17 protein-coding genes are annotated in these 16100 nt (G+C 60.9%); 11 read left to right on the top strand and 6 right to left on the bottom strand.

The window, feature by feature from the left end:
• Nucleotide 1 precedes the first annotated feature (1 nt).
• From N2600_RS19550 to N2600_RS19530, 5 genes are all read left to right on the top strand, one after another.
• A complete protein-coding gene (locus N2600_RS19550) occupies nucleotides 2-832 on the top strand; it encodes a carbohydrate ABC transporter permease (protein ID WP_017967987.1) in 831 nt (276 codons plus the stop codon).
• Nucleotides 833-850: 18 nt separating this feature from the next.
• Nucleotides 851-1849: an ABC transporter ATP-binding protein gene (locus tag N2600_RS19545; protein WP_222280346.1), complete on the top strand. Its 999-nt coding sequence runs from the start codon at nucleotides 851-853 to the stop codon at nucleotides 1847-1849.
• Nucleotides 1850-1931: 82 nt separating this feature from the next.
• Nucleotides 1932-3413, top strand: coding sequence for a mannitol dehydrogenase family protein (locus tag N2600_RS19540; RefSeq protein WP_260297159.1), 1482 nt, complete (start codon nucleotides 1932-1934; stop codon nucleotides 3411-3413).
• Nucleotides 3414-3510: 97 nt separating this feature from the next.
• Nucleotides 3511-4200: an HAD family hydrolase gene (locus N2600_RS19535; protein ID WP_017967984.1), complete on the top strand. Its 690-nt coding sequence runs from the start codon at nucleotides 3511-3513 to the stop codon at nucleotides 4198-4200.
• Entirely contained in the window at nucleotides 4200-5783 is a 1584-nt protein-coding gene (locus N2600_RS19530) for an FGGY-family carbohydrate kinase (RefSeq protein WP_260297158.1), read from the top strand. Before N2600_RS19535 ends, N2600_RS19530 begins: the two co-directional genes overlap by 1 nt.
• A gap of 53 nt (nucleotides 5784-5836) precedes the next feature.
• On the opposite strand, the gene N2600_RS19525 is transcribed toward N2600_RS19530, so the two are convergent.
• A complete protein-coding gene (locus N2600_RS19525) occupies nucleotides 5837-6691 on the bottom strand; it encodes a MurR/RpiR family transcriptional regulator (protein WP_260109464.1) in 855 nt (284 codons plus the stop codon).
• Between the two features lie 238 nt (nucleotides 6692-6929).
• Between N2600_RS19525 and N2600_RS19520 the strand changes: the two genes are divergently transcribed.
• Nucleotides 6930-7643, top strand: coding sequence for a sulfate transporter family protein (locus N2600_RS19520; protein ID WP_222294258.1), 714 nt, complete (start codon nucleotides 6930-6932; stop codon nucleotides 7641-7643).
• Between the two features lie 3 nt (nucleotides 7644-7646).
• Here N2600_RS19520 and N2600_RS19515 read toward each other — a convergent pair whose 3' ends face one another.
• The gene (locus N2600_RS19515) at nucleotides 7647-8072 is read right to left on the bottom strand and encodes a VOC family protein (protein ID WP_222294256.1); all 426 of its coding nucleotides are present in this window, start codon (nucleotides 8070-8072) and stop codon (nucleotides 7647-7649) included.
• A gap of 80 nt (nucleotides 8073-8152) precedes the next feature.
• Between N2600_RS19515 and N2600_RS19510 the strand changes: the two genes are divergently transcribed.
• Nucleotides 8153-8731: a TetR/AcrR family transcriptional regulator gene (locus N2600_RS19510; protein ID WP_170282084.1), complete on the top strand. Its 579-nt coding sequence runs from the start codon at nucleotides 8153-8155 to the stop codon at nucleotides 8729-8731.
• On the opposite strand, the gene nth is transcribed toward N2600_RS19510, so the two are convergent.
• A complete protein-coding gene (gene nth, locus N2600_RS19505; RefSeq protein ID WP_260297157.1) occupies nucleotides 8696-9502 on the bottom strand; it encodes an endonuclease III in 807 nt (268 codons plus the stop codon). The two genes, N2600_RS19510 and nth, sit on opposite strands and share 36 nt — an antisense overlap.
• Between nth and N2600_RS19500 the strand changes: the two genes are divergently transcribed.
• Together N2600_RS19500 and N2600_RS19495 are read left to right on the top strand one after the other, a co-directional pair.
• A complete protein-coding gene (locus tag N2600_RS19500; protein WP_260298849.1) occupies nucleotides 9501-9998 on the top strand; it encodes a DUF2244 domain-containing protein in 498 nt (165 codons plus the stop codon). The two genes, nth and N2600_RS19500, sit on opposite strands and share 2 nt — an antisense overlap.
• Before the next feature lie 179 nt (nucleotides 9999-10177).
• Complete coding sequence (locus tag N2600_RS19495; RefSeq protein WP_260297156.1) at nucleotides 10178-11050, top strand: bifunctional helix-turn-helix domain-containing protein/methylated-DNA--[protein]-cysteine S-methyltransferase; 873 nt, start codon at nucleotides 10178-10180, stop codon at nucleotides 11048-11050.
• A gap of 146 nt (nucleotides 11051-11196) precedes the next feature.
• Here the strand turns inward: N2600_RS19495 and N2600_RS19490 are convergent, their stop codons facing one another.
• Complete coding sequence (locus N2600_RS19490) at nucleotides 11197-12177, bottom strand: sugar-binding transcriptional regulator (RefSeq protein WP_260297155.1); 981 nt, start codon at nucleotides 12175-12177, stop codon at nucleotides 11197-11199.
• A 425-nt stretch (nucleotides 12178-12602) separates the two neighbouring features.
• Here N2600_RS19490 and tal point away from each other — a divergent pair, with 425 nt between their 5' ends.
• Together tal and N2600_RS19480 are read left to right on the top strand one after the other, a co-directional pair.
• Entirely contained in the window at nucleotides 12603-13568 is a 966-nt protein-coding gene (gene tal, locus N2600_RS19485) for a transaldolase (protein ID WP_170282082.1), read from the top strand.
• A 93-nt stretch (nucleotides 13569-13661) separates the two neighbouring features.
• Nucleotides 13662-14330 carry a DUF1345 domain-containing protein gene (locus N2600_RS19480; protein ID WP_170282081.1) on the top strand — a complete coding sequence of 223 codons (669 nt, stop codon included), beginning with the start codon at nucleotides 13662-13664 and terminating at the stop codon, nucleotides 14328-14330.
• A 54-nt stretch (nucleotides 14331-14384) separates the two neighbouring features.
• Here the strand turns inward: N2600_RS19480 and N2600_RS19475 are convergent, their stop codons facing one another.
• Nucleotides 14385-15185 (bottom strand): anti-sigma factor family protein, encoded by an 801-nt coding sequence (locus tag N2600_RS19475; protein ID WP_170282080.1) that lies wholly within the window; start codon nucleotides 15183-15185, stop codon nucleotides 14385-14387.
• A complete protein-coding gene (locus N2600_RS19470; protein WP_170282079.1) occupies nucleotides 15182-15937 on the bottom strand; it encodes a sigma-70 family RNA polymerase sigma factor in 756 nt (251 codons plus the stop codon). Before N2600_RS19470 ends, N2600_RS19475 begins: the two co-directional genes overlap by 4 nt.
• Between the last annotated feature and the right edge of the window lie 163 nt (nucleotides 15938-16100).

The raw sequence follows: 16100 nt of genomic DNA, 5'->3' as shown, positions 1-16100 counted from the left end.
GATGGCCAGAAAAGTCACAACGAAGCGCAAGCTCATCGTCACCGCGATCGCCTGGACGCTCGGTATCCTGATCTTCTTCCCGATCCTGTGGACGTTCCTGACCAGCTTCAAGTCGGAAGCCGACGCCATTGCCTCGCCGCCGCAGTTCCTATTCTTCCACTGGACGACGGAAAACTATGCCGAGGTGCAGAGCCGGTCGAACTATCTCAGCCACTTCATGAACTCGGTGATCATCTCCTTCGGCTCGACGCTGATCGGCCTGATCATTGCCATTCCGGCCGCCTGGGCGATGGCGTTTTCGCCGACCAAGCGGACCAAGGACGTGCTGATGTGGATGCTGTCGACCAAGATGATGCCACCTGTGGGCGCACTGATCCCGATCTATCTGATGTTCCGCAATTCGGGTCTACTCGACACGCGCACCGGCCTGGTGGTCGTGCTGACGCTGATCAACCTGCCGATCATCGTCTGGATGCTCTATACCTACTTCAAGGAAATCCCCGGCGAGATCCTCGAAGCGGCCCGCATGGACGGAGCGTCGCTGATGAAGGAAATCGTCTACGTGCTGACGCCGATGGCCGTGCCCGGCATTGCCTCGACGCTGCTTTTGAACATCATCCTTGCCTGGAACGAGGCGTTCTGGACGCTCAACCTCACCGCCTCGAAGGCGGCGCCGCTGACGGCCTTCATCGCCTCCTATTCCAGCCCCGAGGGCCTGTTCTACGCCAAGCTGTCGGCGGCATCGACGATGGCGATCGCGCCGATCCTGATCCTTGGCTGGTTCAGCCAGAAACAACTCGTCCGCGGCCTGACCTTCGGCGCTGTGAAATAAGATAAAAGGGAGAGAAACATGGGCAGCATTACCCTTCAGAAGGTTTCCAAGGTCTTCGGCGAAGCCAAGGTCATCCCGTCGATCGATCTCGACATCAAGGACGGCGAGTTCGTCGTCTTCGTCGGCCCGTCGGGCTGCGGCAAGTCCACGCTGCTCAGGCTGATCGCCGGGCTCGAAGACGTCTCGGGCGGCAAGATTGTCATCGACGGCCGGGACGCCACCGAAAAGGCGCCGTCTGAGCGCGGCCTTGCCATGGTGTTCCAGTCCTATGCGCTTTATCCGCATATGAGCGTGCGCAACAACATCGCCTTCCCGCTGAAGATGGCCGGCATCAACAAGGCGGAGATCGACCGTAAGGTGACGGATGCGGCCCGGGTGCTCAACCTCACCGACTATCTCGAGCGCAAGCCGCGCCAGCTTTCCGGCGGCCAGCGCCAGCGCGTGGCGATCGGCCGCGCCATTGTGCGCCAGCCTTCGGCCTTCCTGTTCGATGAACCGCTGTCGAACCTCGATGCGGCGCTGCGCGTCAATATGCGCCTTGAAATCAGCGAGTTGCATCAGCAGTTGAAGACGACAATGGTCTATGTCACCCACGACCAAGTCGAGGCGATGACCATGGCCGACAAGATCGTCGTCCTGAACAGGGGCAATATCGAGCAGGTCGGCTCGCCGCTCGAACTCTACGGCCGCCCCCGCAACCTCTTCGTCGCCGGCTTCATCGGATCGCCAAAGATGAACTTCATCACCGGCCAGCACGCCGCCGCGCTCAACGCTCATACCATCGGCGTCCGGCCCGAGCATGTGCTGTTGTCGATGGAGAGCGGCGACTGGAAGGGCAGGGTCGTGGTCGCCGAACATCTTGGTTCCGACACCTTCCTGCATATCGATGCCGATAGCATCGGCATGGTGACGGCGCGCGGCAGCGGCGACTTCCCGGCCAAAGCGGGAGACACGGTTTTCCTGACGCCGGACCGTTCGCGTATTCACAAATTCAACGAGGGCGGTCTTGCCATTTGAAGCGGACCGCGGGTGGGGGCAGGCATGCGAGCCGGACGATGGCGCCCGGCCGTCTCGGCAAGACCTTCAAGAGGACTGAAACATGACGTGCAAATTATCGCTGGCAACACTTTCGGATGTGGCGCGCACTGCTGCCATTCCTGGATATGACAGGGCATCGCTGAAAGCCGGCATCGTGCACTTCGGCGTCGGCAATTTCCACCGTGCCCACCAGGCGATCTATCTCGACGATCTCTTCAACGCCGGCATGGATCACGACTGGGCGATCGTCGGAGCCGGTGTGCTGCCGTCGGATGCCGCCATGCGCGAAAAGCTGGCGGCGCAGGATTTCCTGACGACGGTGGTCGAACAGGACAACAACAAGACGGCGGCGCGCGTCACGGCACCGATGATCGATATCCTGCCGGTCGGCGATGCCGCTGCCATCATCGCCAAGCTTGCCGATCCCGAGATCCGCATCGTCTCGATGACGATCACCGAAGGCGGCTATTTCATCGATGCATCGGGCACCTTCAATCCGACCCATCCGGCGATTGCCGCCGACGGACAAAATCCCAACGCGCCGAAGACGGTGTTCGGCCTGATCGTCGCCGGCCTGAAGGCGCGCAGACACAAGGGCATCGGTCCCTTCACCGTCATGTCCTGCGACAACATTCCCCATAACGGCGTCGTCACCGCCAATGCCGTCGTTGGCACGGCCGCACTTTCGGACCCAGCCTTTGCCGATTGGATCCTGGCGAACGTCGCCTTCCCGAATGGCATGGTCGACCGCATCACGCCGGCGACCAGCCAGCGCGAGGTCGATTTCCTTCGGGACAATTTCCAGATCGAGGACAGTTGGCCGGTCTATTGCGAAGAATTCAAGCAATGGGTGCTCGAGGATAAGTTCACGGCCGGCCGGCCGGCGCTGGAAAAGGTCGGCGTCACTTTCGTTGCCGATGTCACGCCCTACGAGCACATGAAGATCCGCATCCTCAACGGCGGGCATGCCGCGATCGCCTATCCGGCGGCGCTGATGGACATTCATTTCGTTCATGATTCCATGGAAGATCCGCTGATCCGCGCCTTCCTTGCCAAGCTCGAGAAGGACGAGATCATCCCGATCGTGCCGCCGGTGCCGAACACGTCGCTGACGGATTATTTCGCGCTGATCGAACATCGCCTGCTCAATCCGAAGATTGCCGATACCATTCCGCGGCTGGCGCAGGATGGCTCCAACCGCCAGCCGAAATTCATCCTGCCGTCGACGCTCGACAATCTGCGTCAGGGTGGTGACGTCATCGGCCTGGCGCTGGTTTCAGCACTCTGGTGCCGCTATTTCGCCGGCAAGACCGACAGCGGCAAGGATATCGTCTTCAACGACGCCAGTGCAGAGCGCCTGCATGCGGCAGCGCTGAAAGCCAAGGACGACCCGTCGGCCTTCCTCGTCTTCGACGATATTTTCGGCGAAGTGGCGAAATCCGAACTTTTCCGCAAGCGTTTTGCCCATGCTCTCAAAACGCTGTGGGAAAAGGGCACGCGGGAGACGCTGCAGCTCTATCTCGACGGCAAGCTCGCAGTGTAAGGAATCCCGATGGCGGTAACTGCTGCCGCCATTCATCCGGCCTTGCGAGCGACGCGGGACGGTAACACGTGCGATTTGAACTCAGGTTGGGTCTTCCATGGCTGATGCTGAAACACGGCTGGTCATCTTCGATTGCGATGGCGTACTCGTTGACAGCGAGCCGATCTCGATCAGTGTGCTCGTCGGGGCGATGAACGATCTCGGCGTCTCGATCACCGAAGACCAGGCTTATGAGCGTTTTCTCGGCCGCAGCCTGTCTACTCTCATCGATACGCTGGAGACCGAATTCAACGTTCATGCCGGCGAGGAATTCCTCGAGCGCATCCGCACCGATCTTTACGCCCGTTTTCGCACAGAACTGAAGCCGATCGAGGGTATCGCCGCGGCCATCGACGGGCTTGGCGTTCCCTGTTGCGTTGCCTCGTCCAGCCAGATGGAGCGAATCCGGCTGTCGCTGTCGGTGACCGGGCTTCTCGACAAGCTGCCCGATATCTTCAGCGCGACGATGGTCAAGCGCGGCAAACCGGCACCCGATCTCTTCCTGCATGCGGCGCGTGAAATGCAGGTCGAGCCGGCTCATTGCCTTGTCGTTGAAGACAGCCCGGCCGGCGTTGCCGCCGCCAAGGCGGCAGGCATGACGGTCTTCGCCTTCACCGGCGGATCACACGCCAACTTCGCCGGATACCGTGCCGAACTCGACCGCCTTTCGCCGGAAGTGGTGTTTGACGCCATGCCGGATTTGATACACCTTGTCCGCAACCATAAGCTGGACGGGACCAAGACTTGATGCGTGATCATGTGGTTGCGGTGGATATCGGCACGGGCAGTGCGCGCGCCGGCGTCTTCGATGCACGCGGCCGACTGCTCGCCAAGGCCGAGCATCCGATCGTGATGAACCGGCCGCGCGAAAACCATGCCGAGCATGATTCCGAAGATATCTGGTCGGCCGCCTGCACGGCAGTGCGCAGGGCGATGGAGCAATCCGGCATCGCCGCCGCCTCGGTCAGAGCGATCGGTTTCGACGCCACCTGTTCGCTCGTCGTCCGTGACCTCGAGGGCCGGCAGCTCAGCGTTTCCACAGGCGGGGAGAGGCGTTTCGACACGATCGTCTGGCTCGATCATCGGGCGCTGAAGGAAGCCGATTTTTGCACGGCGACGCAGCACAGGGTGCTCGAACATTCCGGCCACGTGATGTCGCCGGAAATGGAGATGCCGAAGTTGATGTGGCTGAAGAAGAAGCTGCCGGCCACATGGGAAAAGGCTGGCTATTTCTTCGATCTCGCTGATTTCATGACGTGGAAATCGACCGGATCGCCCGCCCGTTCACGCTGCACGCTGACGGCGAAATGGAACTATCTCGCCCATCTCGAAGAGGGCTGGCAGCAGGATTTCCTCGAACGGATCGGTCTCGAGGATCTTCAGGCGCGCGGTCATCTGCCGGATGAGACCACGCCCGTCGGAGACAGCGTCGGCCGGCTGACGCAGGAAGCGGCGGAAGCACTGGGTCTGACGACGGACTGCCATGTCGCTGCCGGGATGATCGACGCCTATGCCGGCGCACTTGGCGCGCTCGGCGGCTACGCCGCCGATCCTGTCAAACGCGAGCACCAACTGGCGCTGATTGCCGGCACGTCGAGTTGCATCGTTACCTTCTCGCGGGAACGCAAGCCGAGCCATGGCATGTGGGGTCCCTATTACGAGGCTGTCTTCCCGCAGTCCTGGCTGGTGGAGGCCGGGCAATCGGCGACCGGCGCGTTGCTCGACCACATCGTGCGCATGCATGCGGCCGGTGGCGAGCCGACGGCAGCGCTGCATCAGAAGATCGTCGCGCGCATCGCCGAATTGCGGGCCGAGGAGGGCGATGACTTCGGTGCGCGGATCTTCGTGCTGCCGGATTTCCACGGCAACCGTTCGCCGCTCGCTGATCCGCATGCCGTCGGCGTTGTCAGCGGGCTGACGCTCGACACGTCCTTCGACGGGCTCTGCGCACTCTATTGGCGCTCTGCAGTGGGGATTGCGCTCGGCATCCGCCATATCCTGGAAATGATGAAGGAATACGGCTACATGCCCGATACGCTGCATATTGCCGGCGGGCATGTGAAGAACCCGGTGCTGATGGAGCTTTATAGCGATGCAACCGGCTGCAAGGTTGTGATGCCGAAGATGAACGAGGCGGTGCTGCTTGGCACGGCGATCGCAGCATCCGTCTCCTGCGGCTTGTACAAGGATCTGGCGGCGGCCGGGGAAGCGATGTATCCGGGCGGCGACGAACGACTTCCCGACAAAGCGAAGCAGGCGCTCTACGACCGCGACTACCGCCGTCTTCTCGCCATGCACCGGCACCGCGCCGAATTGGAAACGATGCAATAAAGCGACGCTCTAAGGACGCTCCATCACATTGAATCTGCGTATAACCGTTCAAATTAATGGTTTACCGTCTCGCCGAGGACGGTCGCGAATTCCATCATGCGGCGGCGGCGAAGTGCGGCCTCCTCTCCGACTTGGAGGATGACGGATTCCGACAGGCAATCGAGCAGCGCGATCAGCGGCGGAAGATTGTCGAGATCGGGGGCGCGAGCGGGCGGCAAGGGCAGCATGACGTTCGACTGGTCCGCCATCCAGTCCGCTTGCTGCGGTGAAATGAGCACGACCTTATAGCCGTAGCGCCGCGCCGTTCTGGCCAGCAGCCGCGCCTTGGCGAAGCGGCGACAGTCAATGATGACAAGCAGCGCGTCGTCGACTGCCAGTCGGGCGAAAAGTTCCGCGAAACGGTTGTCGGCGGCGTCGAGCGTGTGCACGCCGTCGCGAGCTTGCGTCAGCCGCTGGCAGAAATGATTGGCCAGGCTCGAGAGCCGCGCATGCGTGGCGATCGACACTTCGCGGGCAGTGCTGATCAAACTGACGGCTTCCGACCAGTGCGGCTGCGCCGTCAGATGATAGATATGATGGAGGGCCTGGATCTGTTCGGCAACCAGCACAGCGAGCGGTTTGCCCGCCGCGGCGTCCGCATGCAGCTCGCTCATGGCGCTTTGCAATTGCGCCGGCGATGCTGTCACGGTCTCGCGAATCTCCACCTTGACGCTGTCCAATCCCTGATAGCCAAGCGCGCGCAGGAAGCGCCCGACGGTCATCGGCGAAAGATCCAGCCTGTCGGCGACAGACGCAGCCGTCTCGAACGGCAGGTCGTTCAGGTGTTCGGTGAAATATTTCGCGATACGGCGTTCGGCCGGCGTGCCGGTTTTTGCGTATTGCCTGAGTTTGTGCACAAAGTCTTCCACGTTAGCCTCCCCCGTCTCCCCTCAGAGGCGTTCCGTGGGTGCGCTTTCTCGCCCCCTTGTCTTTGCAACTATTCTCGGAAGCTGCTTCTCAGGCCCATGCGTATTTTTAGATGCCTCACAATATTATATTAGCATTCAGTTTTCGACAAGTTTTCTATTACAGAATGCAATTTTATTCTCTCTTGCCGATGGCCTCCACCCTTCCTACATCTTCGGCGCAACCGGAGACGCCTGGGACATGATTCTTGACGCCGCTCGACTATCGCTCGCCAATTTGTTCGCATCGGAAACGCGTTCTGTCTTCTGGAAGGTACTCGGCCTGACGATTCTCGTGCTCGTCGGCCTCTGGTTCGTGCTGCGCGGGGCCTTCATGATCTTCCTCTTTCCCTGGCTCACGGGTTTTTTTCCCGATCTGCCGGATTGGGCGGGATGGCTCGCTTTCCTCTTCGCGATCCTGGCCGGTATCGGCCTTGCGTTGATGCTGGCGCTGCTGCTGTCGCCGGTCACGGCGCTGATCGCCGGCCTGTTTCTCGACGATGTCGCCGATGTCATCGAAAAGCGCGACTATCCCAAGGATGCGCCGGGCACCGCCATGCCGCTCGGTCCGGCGATGGCGAGTTCGATCAAGTTCCTCGGCGTGGTGATCCTCGGCAATATCGTGGCATTGTTGCTGCTGTTTATCCCCGGCGTCAATCTGGTCGCGTTCTTTCTGGTGAACGGCTATCTGCTCGGACGGGAATTCTTCGAATTCGCCGCCATGCGCTTCCGTTCGCCGGATGAGGCGCGGCTCTTCCGCGCCAAGCATGCCTCCACCGTCTTTCTCGGCGGGCTGGTAATCGCCCTCTTTCTGGCCATCCCGATCGTCAATCTTCTGACGCCCCTTTTCGCAGCCGGCATGATGGTGCATCTGCACAAGCTGATTTCCGCACGGGACACCGGGTTGCGAGCCTGAGGCTCAACCGGGCAGGGCGGAGGCCTCGTACATCGCCGCGAATTCGGCGCTTGGCGGGATCAGCTTGATGATGTCGATCAGCACGCCGTTCGGATCGGCGGTGATGAAATGCCGCTGGCCGAAATCCTCGTCGCGGATTTCTCTCAGAATTGGCAGGCCGGCGCTCCGGCAGGCTGCACAGATCGCATCGACATCGGCGACCTCAAAATTGAGGAGCAGGCCGGACACCCTGCCGCGGGCTATGGCCGGAATGGTTTCGTGGCCGCCGTCAAGGACGGCAAGCGAGATATGCTCCTCCTCTGCCGATTGCAGGTGTACATACCAGTCGCTCTCGAACAGAGCTTTAAAGCCGAAATGCGTGCAATAGAAGCTGGCGGTGCCGGCGACGTCGTCGGTCATGATGACCGGATAATAGCTCGTCGCTTTCATCTCTTTCCTCCTTTTATTTGCATACAATCTGTATGTTTTTGGGTATTAACATACATTCTGTTTGTATGTAAAGAGGATGTATGAGCCGCAGCAATCGCGAGAGAACGGAACAGACGAGACAGGCGCTGATCGATGCCGGTCGACGTCTCTTCGTCGAGAAAGGTTATCCCGAAACCTCGACGCCGGAGATCGTTGCGGCGGCTGGGGTAACGCGTGGCGCGCTCTATCATCATTTTGAAGACAAGAGGGCGCTTTTTCGCGCAGTCATCGAATGCGAGGCGAAAGCGGTGGCCGAGGAGATCGAGGCGCGCTCGGCGTGCTACGACGCGCCGCGTGCCGGGCTGATTGCCGGCGCCTCGGCCTATTTCGATGCAATGATGGCGCAAGGGCGCACGCGGCTACTGCTGATCGAGGCACCTGCCGTGCTCGGCCCGCCGGCGAGCGCGACGATCGATGCAGAGAATGCGCAAGCGACGCTGCGGGCAGGGCTTGCAGCTATGCTTCCGGAGGCCGGCGCTATGCTCGAACCGCTGACGTCGCTGCTATCGGCAGCCTTCGATCGCGCGGCGATCGCGATCGAGGCGGGCGCGGAAAGGCTGCATTACGAGCAGGCGATCGCTGTCCTACTCGACGGCCTCGCCGATCACCTGCGGCGGTAGCTCGACCAGCGGAGCCGGCACATCCCAACTCTTCTCCGGTGATTTGCAGAGATCGGCAATGATACAACGCTCGCATTCGGGCCGGCGCGCCTTGCAGGTGTAACGGCCATGCAGGATCAGCCAGTGATGGGCGTGATAGAGGTAGTGGCTGGGGATCACCTTCATCAGCCGCGCCTCGACCTCGTCGGGCGTCTTGCCGGGGGCAAGCCTGATGCGATTGGCGATTCGGAAGATGTGCGTATCGACGGCCATCGTCGCCTGGCCGAAGGCCATGGAAAGCACGACATTGGCCGTCTTGCGGCCGACGCCCGGCAATTTCACCAGTTCGTCGCGCGTCTCCGGCACCTTGCCGCCGAATTGGTCGACCAGCATCTGCGAGAGCGCGATAACGTTTTTCGCCTTGTTGCGGTAAAGGCCGATCGTTCTGATGTAATCGCGCAGCCGCTCCTCGCCGAGATAGAGCATCTTTTCCGGCGTATCGGCAACCCTGAAGAGCGCGCGCGTCGCCTTGTTGACGCCAACATCGGTCGCTTGCGCCGAAAGTGCCACGGCGACGACGAGCGTGAAGGGGTTGGTGTGCTCGAGTTCGCCCCTCGGCTCCGGCCGCTGCACCGAGAAGCGGCGGAAGATCTCCTCGCGCTCGGCCTGGGAATAGGCCGTGCGCACCGCGGCTGGCGGTTTGCGGCGGACGATCACTTTCGTGTCCTGAGGCATCTTGTTAACGGATTTGAGTTTCGGATTTGCCATGGAAACTCTATACTCAGCAGCCATGATGGAAAGCAACGCCGACAGCTTCAACGAGCAGCCTGTTTTCGCCGCCGAGCTCTTTCCCCACCGGTCGCTCGGCCGCCGGGGCTTCAAGGTGTTGCTTGCCCTATCCGGTGCCATCTGCTTGCTTTACGGCATGTTCTTCATCGCGACGGGGGCCTGGCCGATCGGCTTCTTCTTCGGACTGGATTTCGTGCTTCTCTACGGCGCATTCTGGCTGAATTACCGCTCCGGGAAAGCGCGCGAACAGGTGACGGTGTCGCGCACGGATGTGTCGGTGCGTAAGTTTGCGCCATCGGGACGGATGGTGGAGCATCATTTCAATCCGTTCTGGGCGCGCTTCCTCGTTCGCCGGCACCAGGAGATCGGCATCCTTTCCATGCATATCTTCGGCGAGGGCCGGCGTACGGATATCGGCTCCTTCCTCAATCCCGACGATCGCGAAAGCTTCGCCAAAGCCTTCAAGGGAGCACTGGCGACGGTCAAGCAGCGGATCTGAGCTAGAGCGGTTCAGCTTTTCACGGAAGCGCAGAACCGCTCTAACTTTTGTTTTTACGCAATTCCGGACGGAAAACCGCTTCGCACTTTTCCTGGCATTGCTCTATCCAGCGACCGCGCAAGAAACGGGTGGTTTGCTCACCCCCTATTGACTATCTCCTTGTTACAAGGAGAAAGACGATGAATATGATTGCCAACCCGCAGACAGACATCACGCCTGACGGCCCTGATTATGACATTGTCCGTCGGGTAATCGAACTCATCACCGAGGATTACCGCGACCAGCCTTCGCTGGAAACGATCGCTGCGCGGCTCAACCAGTCGCCGACCCAGCTGCAGAAGACCTTCACCCGCTGGGCTGGGCTATCGCCCAAGGGCTTCCTGCAGGCGGTGACGCTCGACCACGCCAAGCGACTGCTGCGCAAGGAAGACATGCCGCTGCTCGAGACCTCGATCGAGGTCGGCCTCTCCGGGCCGAGCCGCCTGCACGACCTTTTCGTCACGCATGAGGCGATGTCACCCGGCGAATGGAAGGCGAAGGGCGGTGGTCTCACCATCCGCTACGGCTTCCACATCTGCCCCTTCGGCGTGGCGCTGATCATGGTGACCGACCGGGGCCTTGCCGGCCTTGCCTTCAGCGATTCCGGCGACGAGCGGGCCTGCCTCGAGGATATGACCTGCCGCTGGCCAAACGCCTGTTATGTCGAAGACCTGCAGGCGACGGTTCCCTATGCCGCCCGCATCTTCGAGCCCGGCAAATGGTCCTGCGACCAGCCGCTGCGTGTCGTGCTGATCGGTACGGATTTTCAGGTGCGCGTCTGGCAGAGCCTGCTGAAAATCCCGTTCGGCAAGGCCGTCACCTATTCCGATATAGCCAACGATATCGGCCGGCCGACGGCGCAGCGCGCCGTGGGTGCGGCGGTCGGGGCAAACCCGATCTCCTTCGTGGTGCCTTGCCATCGGGCGCTCGGTAAGAATGGCGCGCTGACGGGCTACCATTGGGGCCTCACCCGCAAACGGGCGATGCTCGGCTGGGAATCGGCGCACGCCTGAGCGGGTTTGTGGAGCGAAGCGGTGGGTCATTCGCCGCTTATCGCTGCGACCGCTCGCTCCCCCAGCCGCCTGCCGGCACCGACCGAGGTCGAGCCACGGGTCTCGACCCGTCCTTCGGACCCCCGCTGGTGAGAAGAGTCAAGCCGTTATGTCTCCGCCAATTCCAGCAACGCGCGTGCGGCACTTTCGTCGGTGATCAGCGTGTTGCAGCCGATGCGCTTGATCGTCGCACGGATCGCCACGGCCCGATGGGCGCCGCCGGAGGAAAGCACGATGTGCTTTGCCTCCTTCAGCGTGTCGAGGTCGACGGACATGACGCGGCGGTTGATCGAATGGTCGACCGAATTGCCGTCCTTGTCGAGGAAGTTGAACATCGTGTCGCAGACGCAGCCGGCATCGATCAACTCCTGCAACTCGGCCTTCGATATCCAGCCTTCCGACAGCGAGGTCGAATGCGGGCCGATATCGCCGCAACTGACGATCGCCAGATCGAGGTTCTCGGCGAGACGATAAATCGTGTCCAGCCCGCATTTTTCGATCAGATTGCGCTTGGTCTCGATGGAATCGACGAGAAGCGGCGCCAGGAACATGTAGCATTCGGCACCGAGCTGGTTTGCCAGTCGCCATGTGTAATCGATCGGGTTCGTCTGATGCACGGCGACGATACCGCCGAGCAGCGAGACGACCTTGCAATTGGCGCGGCGCGGCGGCCGGAAGCTCGACAGCGAGGCGGTCATGGTGCGGCCCCAGCCGACGCCGATGGTGTAGTCGTTCGGGATCGCTTCTGAGAGGAACTGGCCAAGCGCCAGGCCGACATTTTTAGCCAGTGAATTGACGTCGCCATTGACCGGCGCAGGGACGACGATCGCCTCGTCGAGGCCAAAGGCATGCTCCAGCTTCACCGAAAGTTCAACGCAGTCGCCAATCGGATCGTTGATCCAGATCTGGACTTCGCTGCGTTTCATCGCCTCGTCGAGCAGGCGGATGACGGTGGTGCGGCTGATGCCGAGCTGTTCGGCGACATCCTTCTGGGTCAGACCCTCGTTGTAATAGAGCCATGCCGCCCTTAGCCGCAGCGAGGATGCCTCCGAATAGGCCGTGTGCGTACCGCGTTTGAGCTTGACCACATCTCCTCCGCACGATTTCGTGCCCTAGATCCCTCATGGGATGAAAGGCCTTAGCGACGCCCTTGTTGCCGGGGATAATGACGGGTGTGACACTTATGTCAATTGAAATGCACAAATGTCCTTGACTTTTCGTAGGGCAAATGGCGATAGTCCGGGTGACATACGTCGTTCTTGTCCGTCCGAGGAGGACATAGTGCGGGCATACCGAAAGTCACGACTGGCCCTCCAGCCGCAAGCGGCATCGCTTGCGTTTGAGCTGCCGTTCGTTCGCGGCCGGAACAGGGCCACTGTCCTTCACGTTTATGAATCATCCGTAACGGATGCGCGCCTTTTCGCCTGCAGCATGCAAACTACCTGTCGGTAGATCACCTTGCCCGGCGGAACGCGCGCCGGTCGCAGCCCAAGTTCAACAAGGATTATTGACCATGACATCCAAGCTTGACCAACTCCGTGAGATTACCACCGTGGTCGCCGATACCGGCGACATCGAAGCCGTCGCCCGCCTGAAGCCTGTGGATTGCACGACAAACCCCAGCATCGTGCTCAAGGCTCTCGGCACGCCGATGTTTGCCGACGCCGTCAAGGAAGCCGTCGCCTGGGGCAAGAAGCAGGGCGGCAATCCCAAAGCCGTTTCTTCTGCCGTCGCCGATCGTCTTGCCATCTCCGTCGGTGCAGCCCTAGTGAAGCTCGTCCCGGGCCGCGTCTCGACCGAGGTCGATGCCGACCTGTCCTTCGATACCGAGGCTTCGCTTGCCAAGGCGCGCGCAATCATTGCCGCCTACAAGGATCGCGGCATCGGTCAGGACCGCATCCTCATCAAGCTCGCTTCCACCTGGGAAGGCATCCGCGCCGCGGAAGTGCTGCAGAAGGAAGGCATCGACTGCAACCTGACGCTTCTCTTCAGCAAGGCCCAGGCGATCGCCTGCGCCGACGCCAAGGTGTTCCTGATCTCGCCCTTCGTCGGCCGCATCCTCGACTGGTACAAGAAGTCGACCGGCAAGGAGTTCGCCCCTGAGGAAGATCCGGGCGTCATCTCCGTCCGTGAAATCTACAACTATTACAAGACCAACGACATCAAGACGATCGTCATGGGCGCCTCCTTCCGCAGCGCCGGCGAAATCGAAGCCCTTGCCGGCTGCGACCGCCTGACCATCAGCCCCAACCTGCTCGACGAGCTCGCCAAAGATGAAGGCAAGCTGGACCGCAAGCTGTCGCCGGAGAGCCGCAAGCCGGACCCGAAGGTCTCGGTCGACGAGAAGACCTTCCGCTGGATGATGAACGAAGACGCGATGGCGACCGAAAAACTCGCCGAAGGCATCCGCGCCTTCGCCAAGGATCTCGGAACGTTGCGCACCATGGTGCAGAAGGAACTGCAGTTCGCCGCCGCCTGATAAGGCACGGCATGCAATCGAAGGCGCGGCTGCCGGCTGGCAGGCGCGCCTTTTTCGTGCTGTTATCAAGGGCATATGCTGTCGGAGACCGATATGGCGGATGAGGAACGAGCAAATTCGCTCACGGCATTTGCCTATAAGCATGCGAGCTTCATCATCGCCGCCCTTGCCGGACTGGTGGTCTTCTTGGCTGTGACCTCGCGTGAGGTCAGCGCCGGCAACATCCTGTTCGGCTGGAATGTCAGCGCCGGCGTTTTTGTCGCGCTCACTTGGCGCAAGATGTTGCGGGCGACGGTTGAAAGCATCCGGAAACGCTCCGCGGATCTCGATTTCTCCGACACCGTCCTCTTGGCTCTTTCGATCGGTGCGGCACTTGCCAGCATCGCCGGCATCGGTCTCGAGCTTCATTCGATCAAGGAGGCGGCACCTGATGTCGCGCTGGCACGGGCAGGTGTCGCGGTGCTGACGATCCTGATCTCCTGGATCTTCCTGCACACGCTTTTCACCATTCATTATGCCCACTATTTCTATGGTGGTTCGGACGAAGAAGGCGGCCTCAAGTTTCCTGATGGAATCGAGGAGCCCGGCTACTGGGATTTCCTCTATTTCTCCTTCACCATCGGCGTTGCCGCTCAGACGGCGGATGTCGCGGTCAGTTCGACCAGCATGCGCAAGCTGACGCTGCTGCATGCGGTGCTGTCGTTCCTGTTCAACACGACGATCCTGGCGCTTGCGATCAATGTCGGGGCGAGCTTGCTTTAGATCATTAAAAACTGGAGCGTGATGTCATCTGAAAACCGCTCACACTTTTAGGCATCATGCTCTCGCCGCCGCCCTGAAGACGGACTCGAACTCGGCCAGGTCGCCCGCGGCGACATCCGAAATCGCCCAGAACACGAGCCCGCCATCCGACCATTGCTTCATGTTGTAGCCGTCGTGCACCGTCGTCGTCTGCGCGGCCGATGCCGTCGGCCAGATGAACAGGTTGATGACGTGGCCATGGCGCCGGTAGACGAGGGCCGCAACGGCGCGATCACCGATATAGTCGACACGTCCGCCGACCAGCGGAAAGCCATCCTTGGCGAGATCGCTGACCGGCGGCGAAAAATCGACCTTGCCGTTGAACCAAGGTTTTACTGTATGCTGATCCGAGGTCAGCACATCGGTCAGATGATCGGCCATCATCGACCTGACATGGCTTGCCATGATCTGGTCCTGCAAAAGCACAGTCTGCGACGGCGCGTTGACAAATAGGATGGTGCCTGCCGCCAGGACCGCGAGCGAAGGCACGAAGCTCCATTTCCGAATGAAATCCAAGACGCGGTGCCAGACAGGCGCCTGGCGCGGCGGGGGCAGGCTGGACGCCGCCGCTGCCTGTTCGAATGACAGCATCGACAGGACCTGCGATCGCAGTGCCTCCGGCGGACGCCACTTGACGCCATCCTGATCGATGATCTCTCTCACGGCACGGACCCTTTCCATCTCCGCCCTGCAATGCGCGCAGCTGGCAAGATGATCCTCGAACTGCGCTGCATGGGCGGAATCCAGTTCGCCATCGACAAAGCCGTGCAGCATGACGCGCCATTCCGGGCAGCCTTTCCGTTGGGCTTCACTCATCCTGCGGTCTCGCTCTTGTTGCATGCATCCCAGGCTTCGCCAAAGTCACGCCGCGCCCTGGCAAGCCGCGACATGACAGTGCCAATCGGCGCATCGATGATCTCGGCGATCTGCCGGTAGGAGAGATCCTCAAGCTCGCGCAAGACAAGAATTTCCCGCATCGCCTCCGGCAGCCGGCTGATAACGGCGCGCACGCGCTGCTGCTCGCTTCGCCGGATCGTTTCTGTCTCCGGCGAATCCTCCTCCGAGGCGATCTGATACTCACCACCTTCATCAGGGTCAGCGTAACCGTCATTGCCCATAGGCTGCTCGAACCGCGCTTTGCGGCGATCCTGCTTGCGCCAGACGTGGCAGCAGTTCCTCACAATGGCAAAGAGCCAGGCGCGCGGATCGCCGCCACGATAGGTTTCGAAATTGCGGTAGGCGCGCAGGAACGCTTCCTGAACAATATCCTGTGCGGCATCTGCGTCGCGGCTGAGGAAGCGGGCAAAATTATAGGCCGCGTCAAGATGCGGAACGATCATGTCCTGAAAGCGCTGCATGAACTCGCGCTGCATGGTCGCATCCGCCGTCGAAGCGATCGGATCGCTGCTCGATTTTTCCGAGACCATGAGGTGCAATAGTCGGCCCACGCCGCCGAGAAACACCGCTAGCGGTGATGGCCGAATGCGGGTCCCTGACGCGTGCCGGGCCAACAGCAGCATCCAATCGGTCGAACCGACGGGATAGGTGATCTGAGCGTTTGTCATCATCCTCCCTGCCTCAACAGCAGCAGAATCTAGGCGTGAGACCGGCAGGCATGCAATGCGGTCCTTGCCGTCTAGACCGATCGGCACGCGGTTTTATTCCACGTCGGCGCCGATTTTTCTGCATGCAGCGGGATGCTGGTCGCACGCGATAGAAATCACGCTTGTT

The sequence above is a fragment of the Rhizobium sp. WSM1274 genome (genome assembly GCF_025200775.1).
Taxonomy (GTDB): Bacteria; Pseudomonadota; Alphaproteobacteria; order Rhizobiales; family Rhizobiaceae; genus Rhizobium; species Rhizobium leguminosarum_I.
Note: the sequence above shows the minus strand (reverse complement) of the source record. Positions and strands in the feature narration are given on the sequence as shown.

What these genes read in the sequence shown, in the direction of transcription:
- N2600_RS19545 (WP_222280346.1), top strand. Translation starts at nt 851, where the DNA reads ATGGGCAGCATTACCCTTCAGAAGGTTTCCAAGGTCTTCGGCGAAGCC.
- N2600_RS19510 (WP_170282084.1), top strand. Translation starts at nt 8,153, where the DNA reads ATGAGCCGCAGCAATCGCGAGAGAACGGAACAGACGAGACAGGCGCTG.
- N2600_RS19470 (WP_170282079.1), bottom strand. Translation starts at nt 15,937, where the DNA reads ATGATGACAAACGCTCAGATCACCTATCCCGTCGGTTCGACCGATTGG.
- N2600_RS19550 (WP_017967987.1), top strand. Translation starts at nt 2, where the DNA reads ATGGCCAGAAAAGTCACAACGAAGCGCAAGCTCATCGTCACCGCGATC.
- nth (WP_260297157.1), bottom strand. Translation starts at nt 9,502, where the DNA reads ATGGCTGCTGAGTATAGAGTTTCCATGGCAAATCCGAAACTCAAATCC.
- N2600_RS19515 (WP_222294256.1), bottom strand. Translation starts at nt 8,072, where the DNA reads ATGAAAGCGACGAGCTATTATCCGGTCATCATGACCGACGACGTCGCC.
- N2600_RS19500 (WP_260298849.1), top strand. Translation starts at nt 9,501, where the DNA reads ATGATGGAAAGCAACGCCGACAGCTTCAACGAGCAGCCTGTTTTCGCC.
- tal (WP_170282082.1), top strand. Translation starts at nt 12,603, where the DNA reads ATGACATCCAAGCTTGACCAACTCCGTGAGATTACCACCGTGGTCGCC.
- N2600_RS19475 (WP_170282080.1), bottom strand. Translation starts at nt 15,185, where the DNA reads ATGAGTGAAGCCCAACGGAAAGGCTGCCCGGAATGGCGCGTCATGCTG.
- N2600_RS19495 (WP_260297156.1), top strand. Translation starts at nt 10,178, where the DNA reads ATGAATATGATTGCCAACCCGCAGACAGACATCACGCCTGACGGCCCT.
- N2600_RS19530 (WP_260297158.1), top strand. Translation starts at nt 4,200, where the DNA reads ATGCGTGATCATGTGGTTGCGGTGGATATCGGCACGGGCAGTGCGCGC.
- N2600_RS19535 (WP_017967984.1), top strand. Translation starts at nt 3,511, where the DNA reads ATGGCTGATGCTGAAACACGGCTGGTCATCTTCGATTGCGATGGCGTA.
- N2600_RS19480 (WP_170282081.1), top strand. Translation starts at nt 13,662, where the DNA reads ATGGCGGATGAGGAACGAGCAAATTCGCTCACGGCATTTGCCTATAAG.
- N2600_RS19540 (WP_260297159.1), top strand. Translation starts at nt 1,932, where the DNA reads ATGACGTGCAAATTATCGCTGGCAACACTTTCGGATGTGGCGCGCACT.
- N2600_RS19520 (WP_222294258.1), top strand. Translation starts at nt 6,930, where the DNA reads ATGATTCTTGACGCCGCTCGACTATCGCTCGCCAATTTGTTCGCATCG.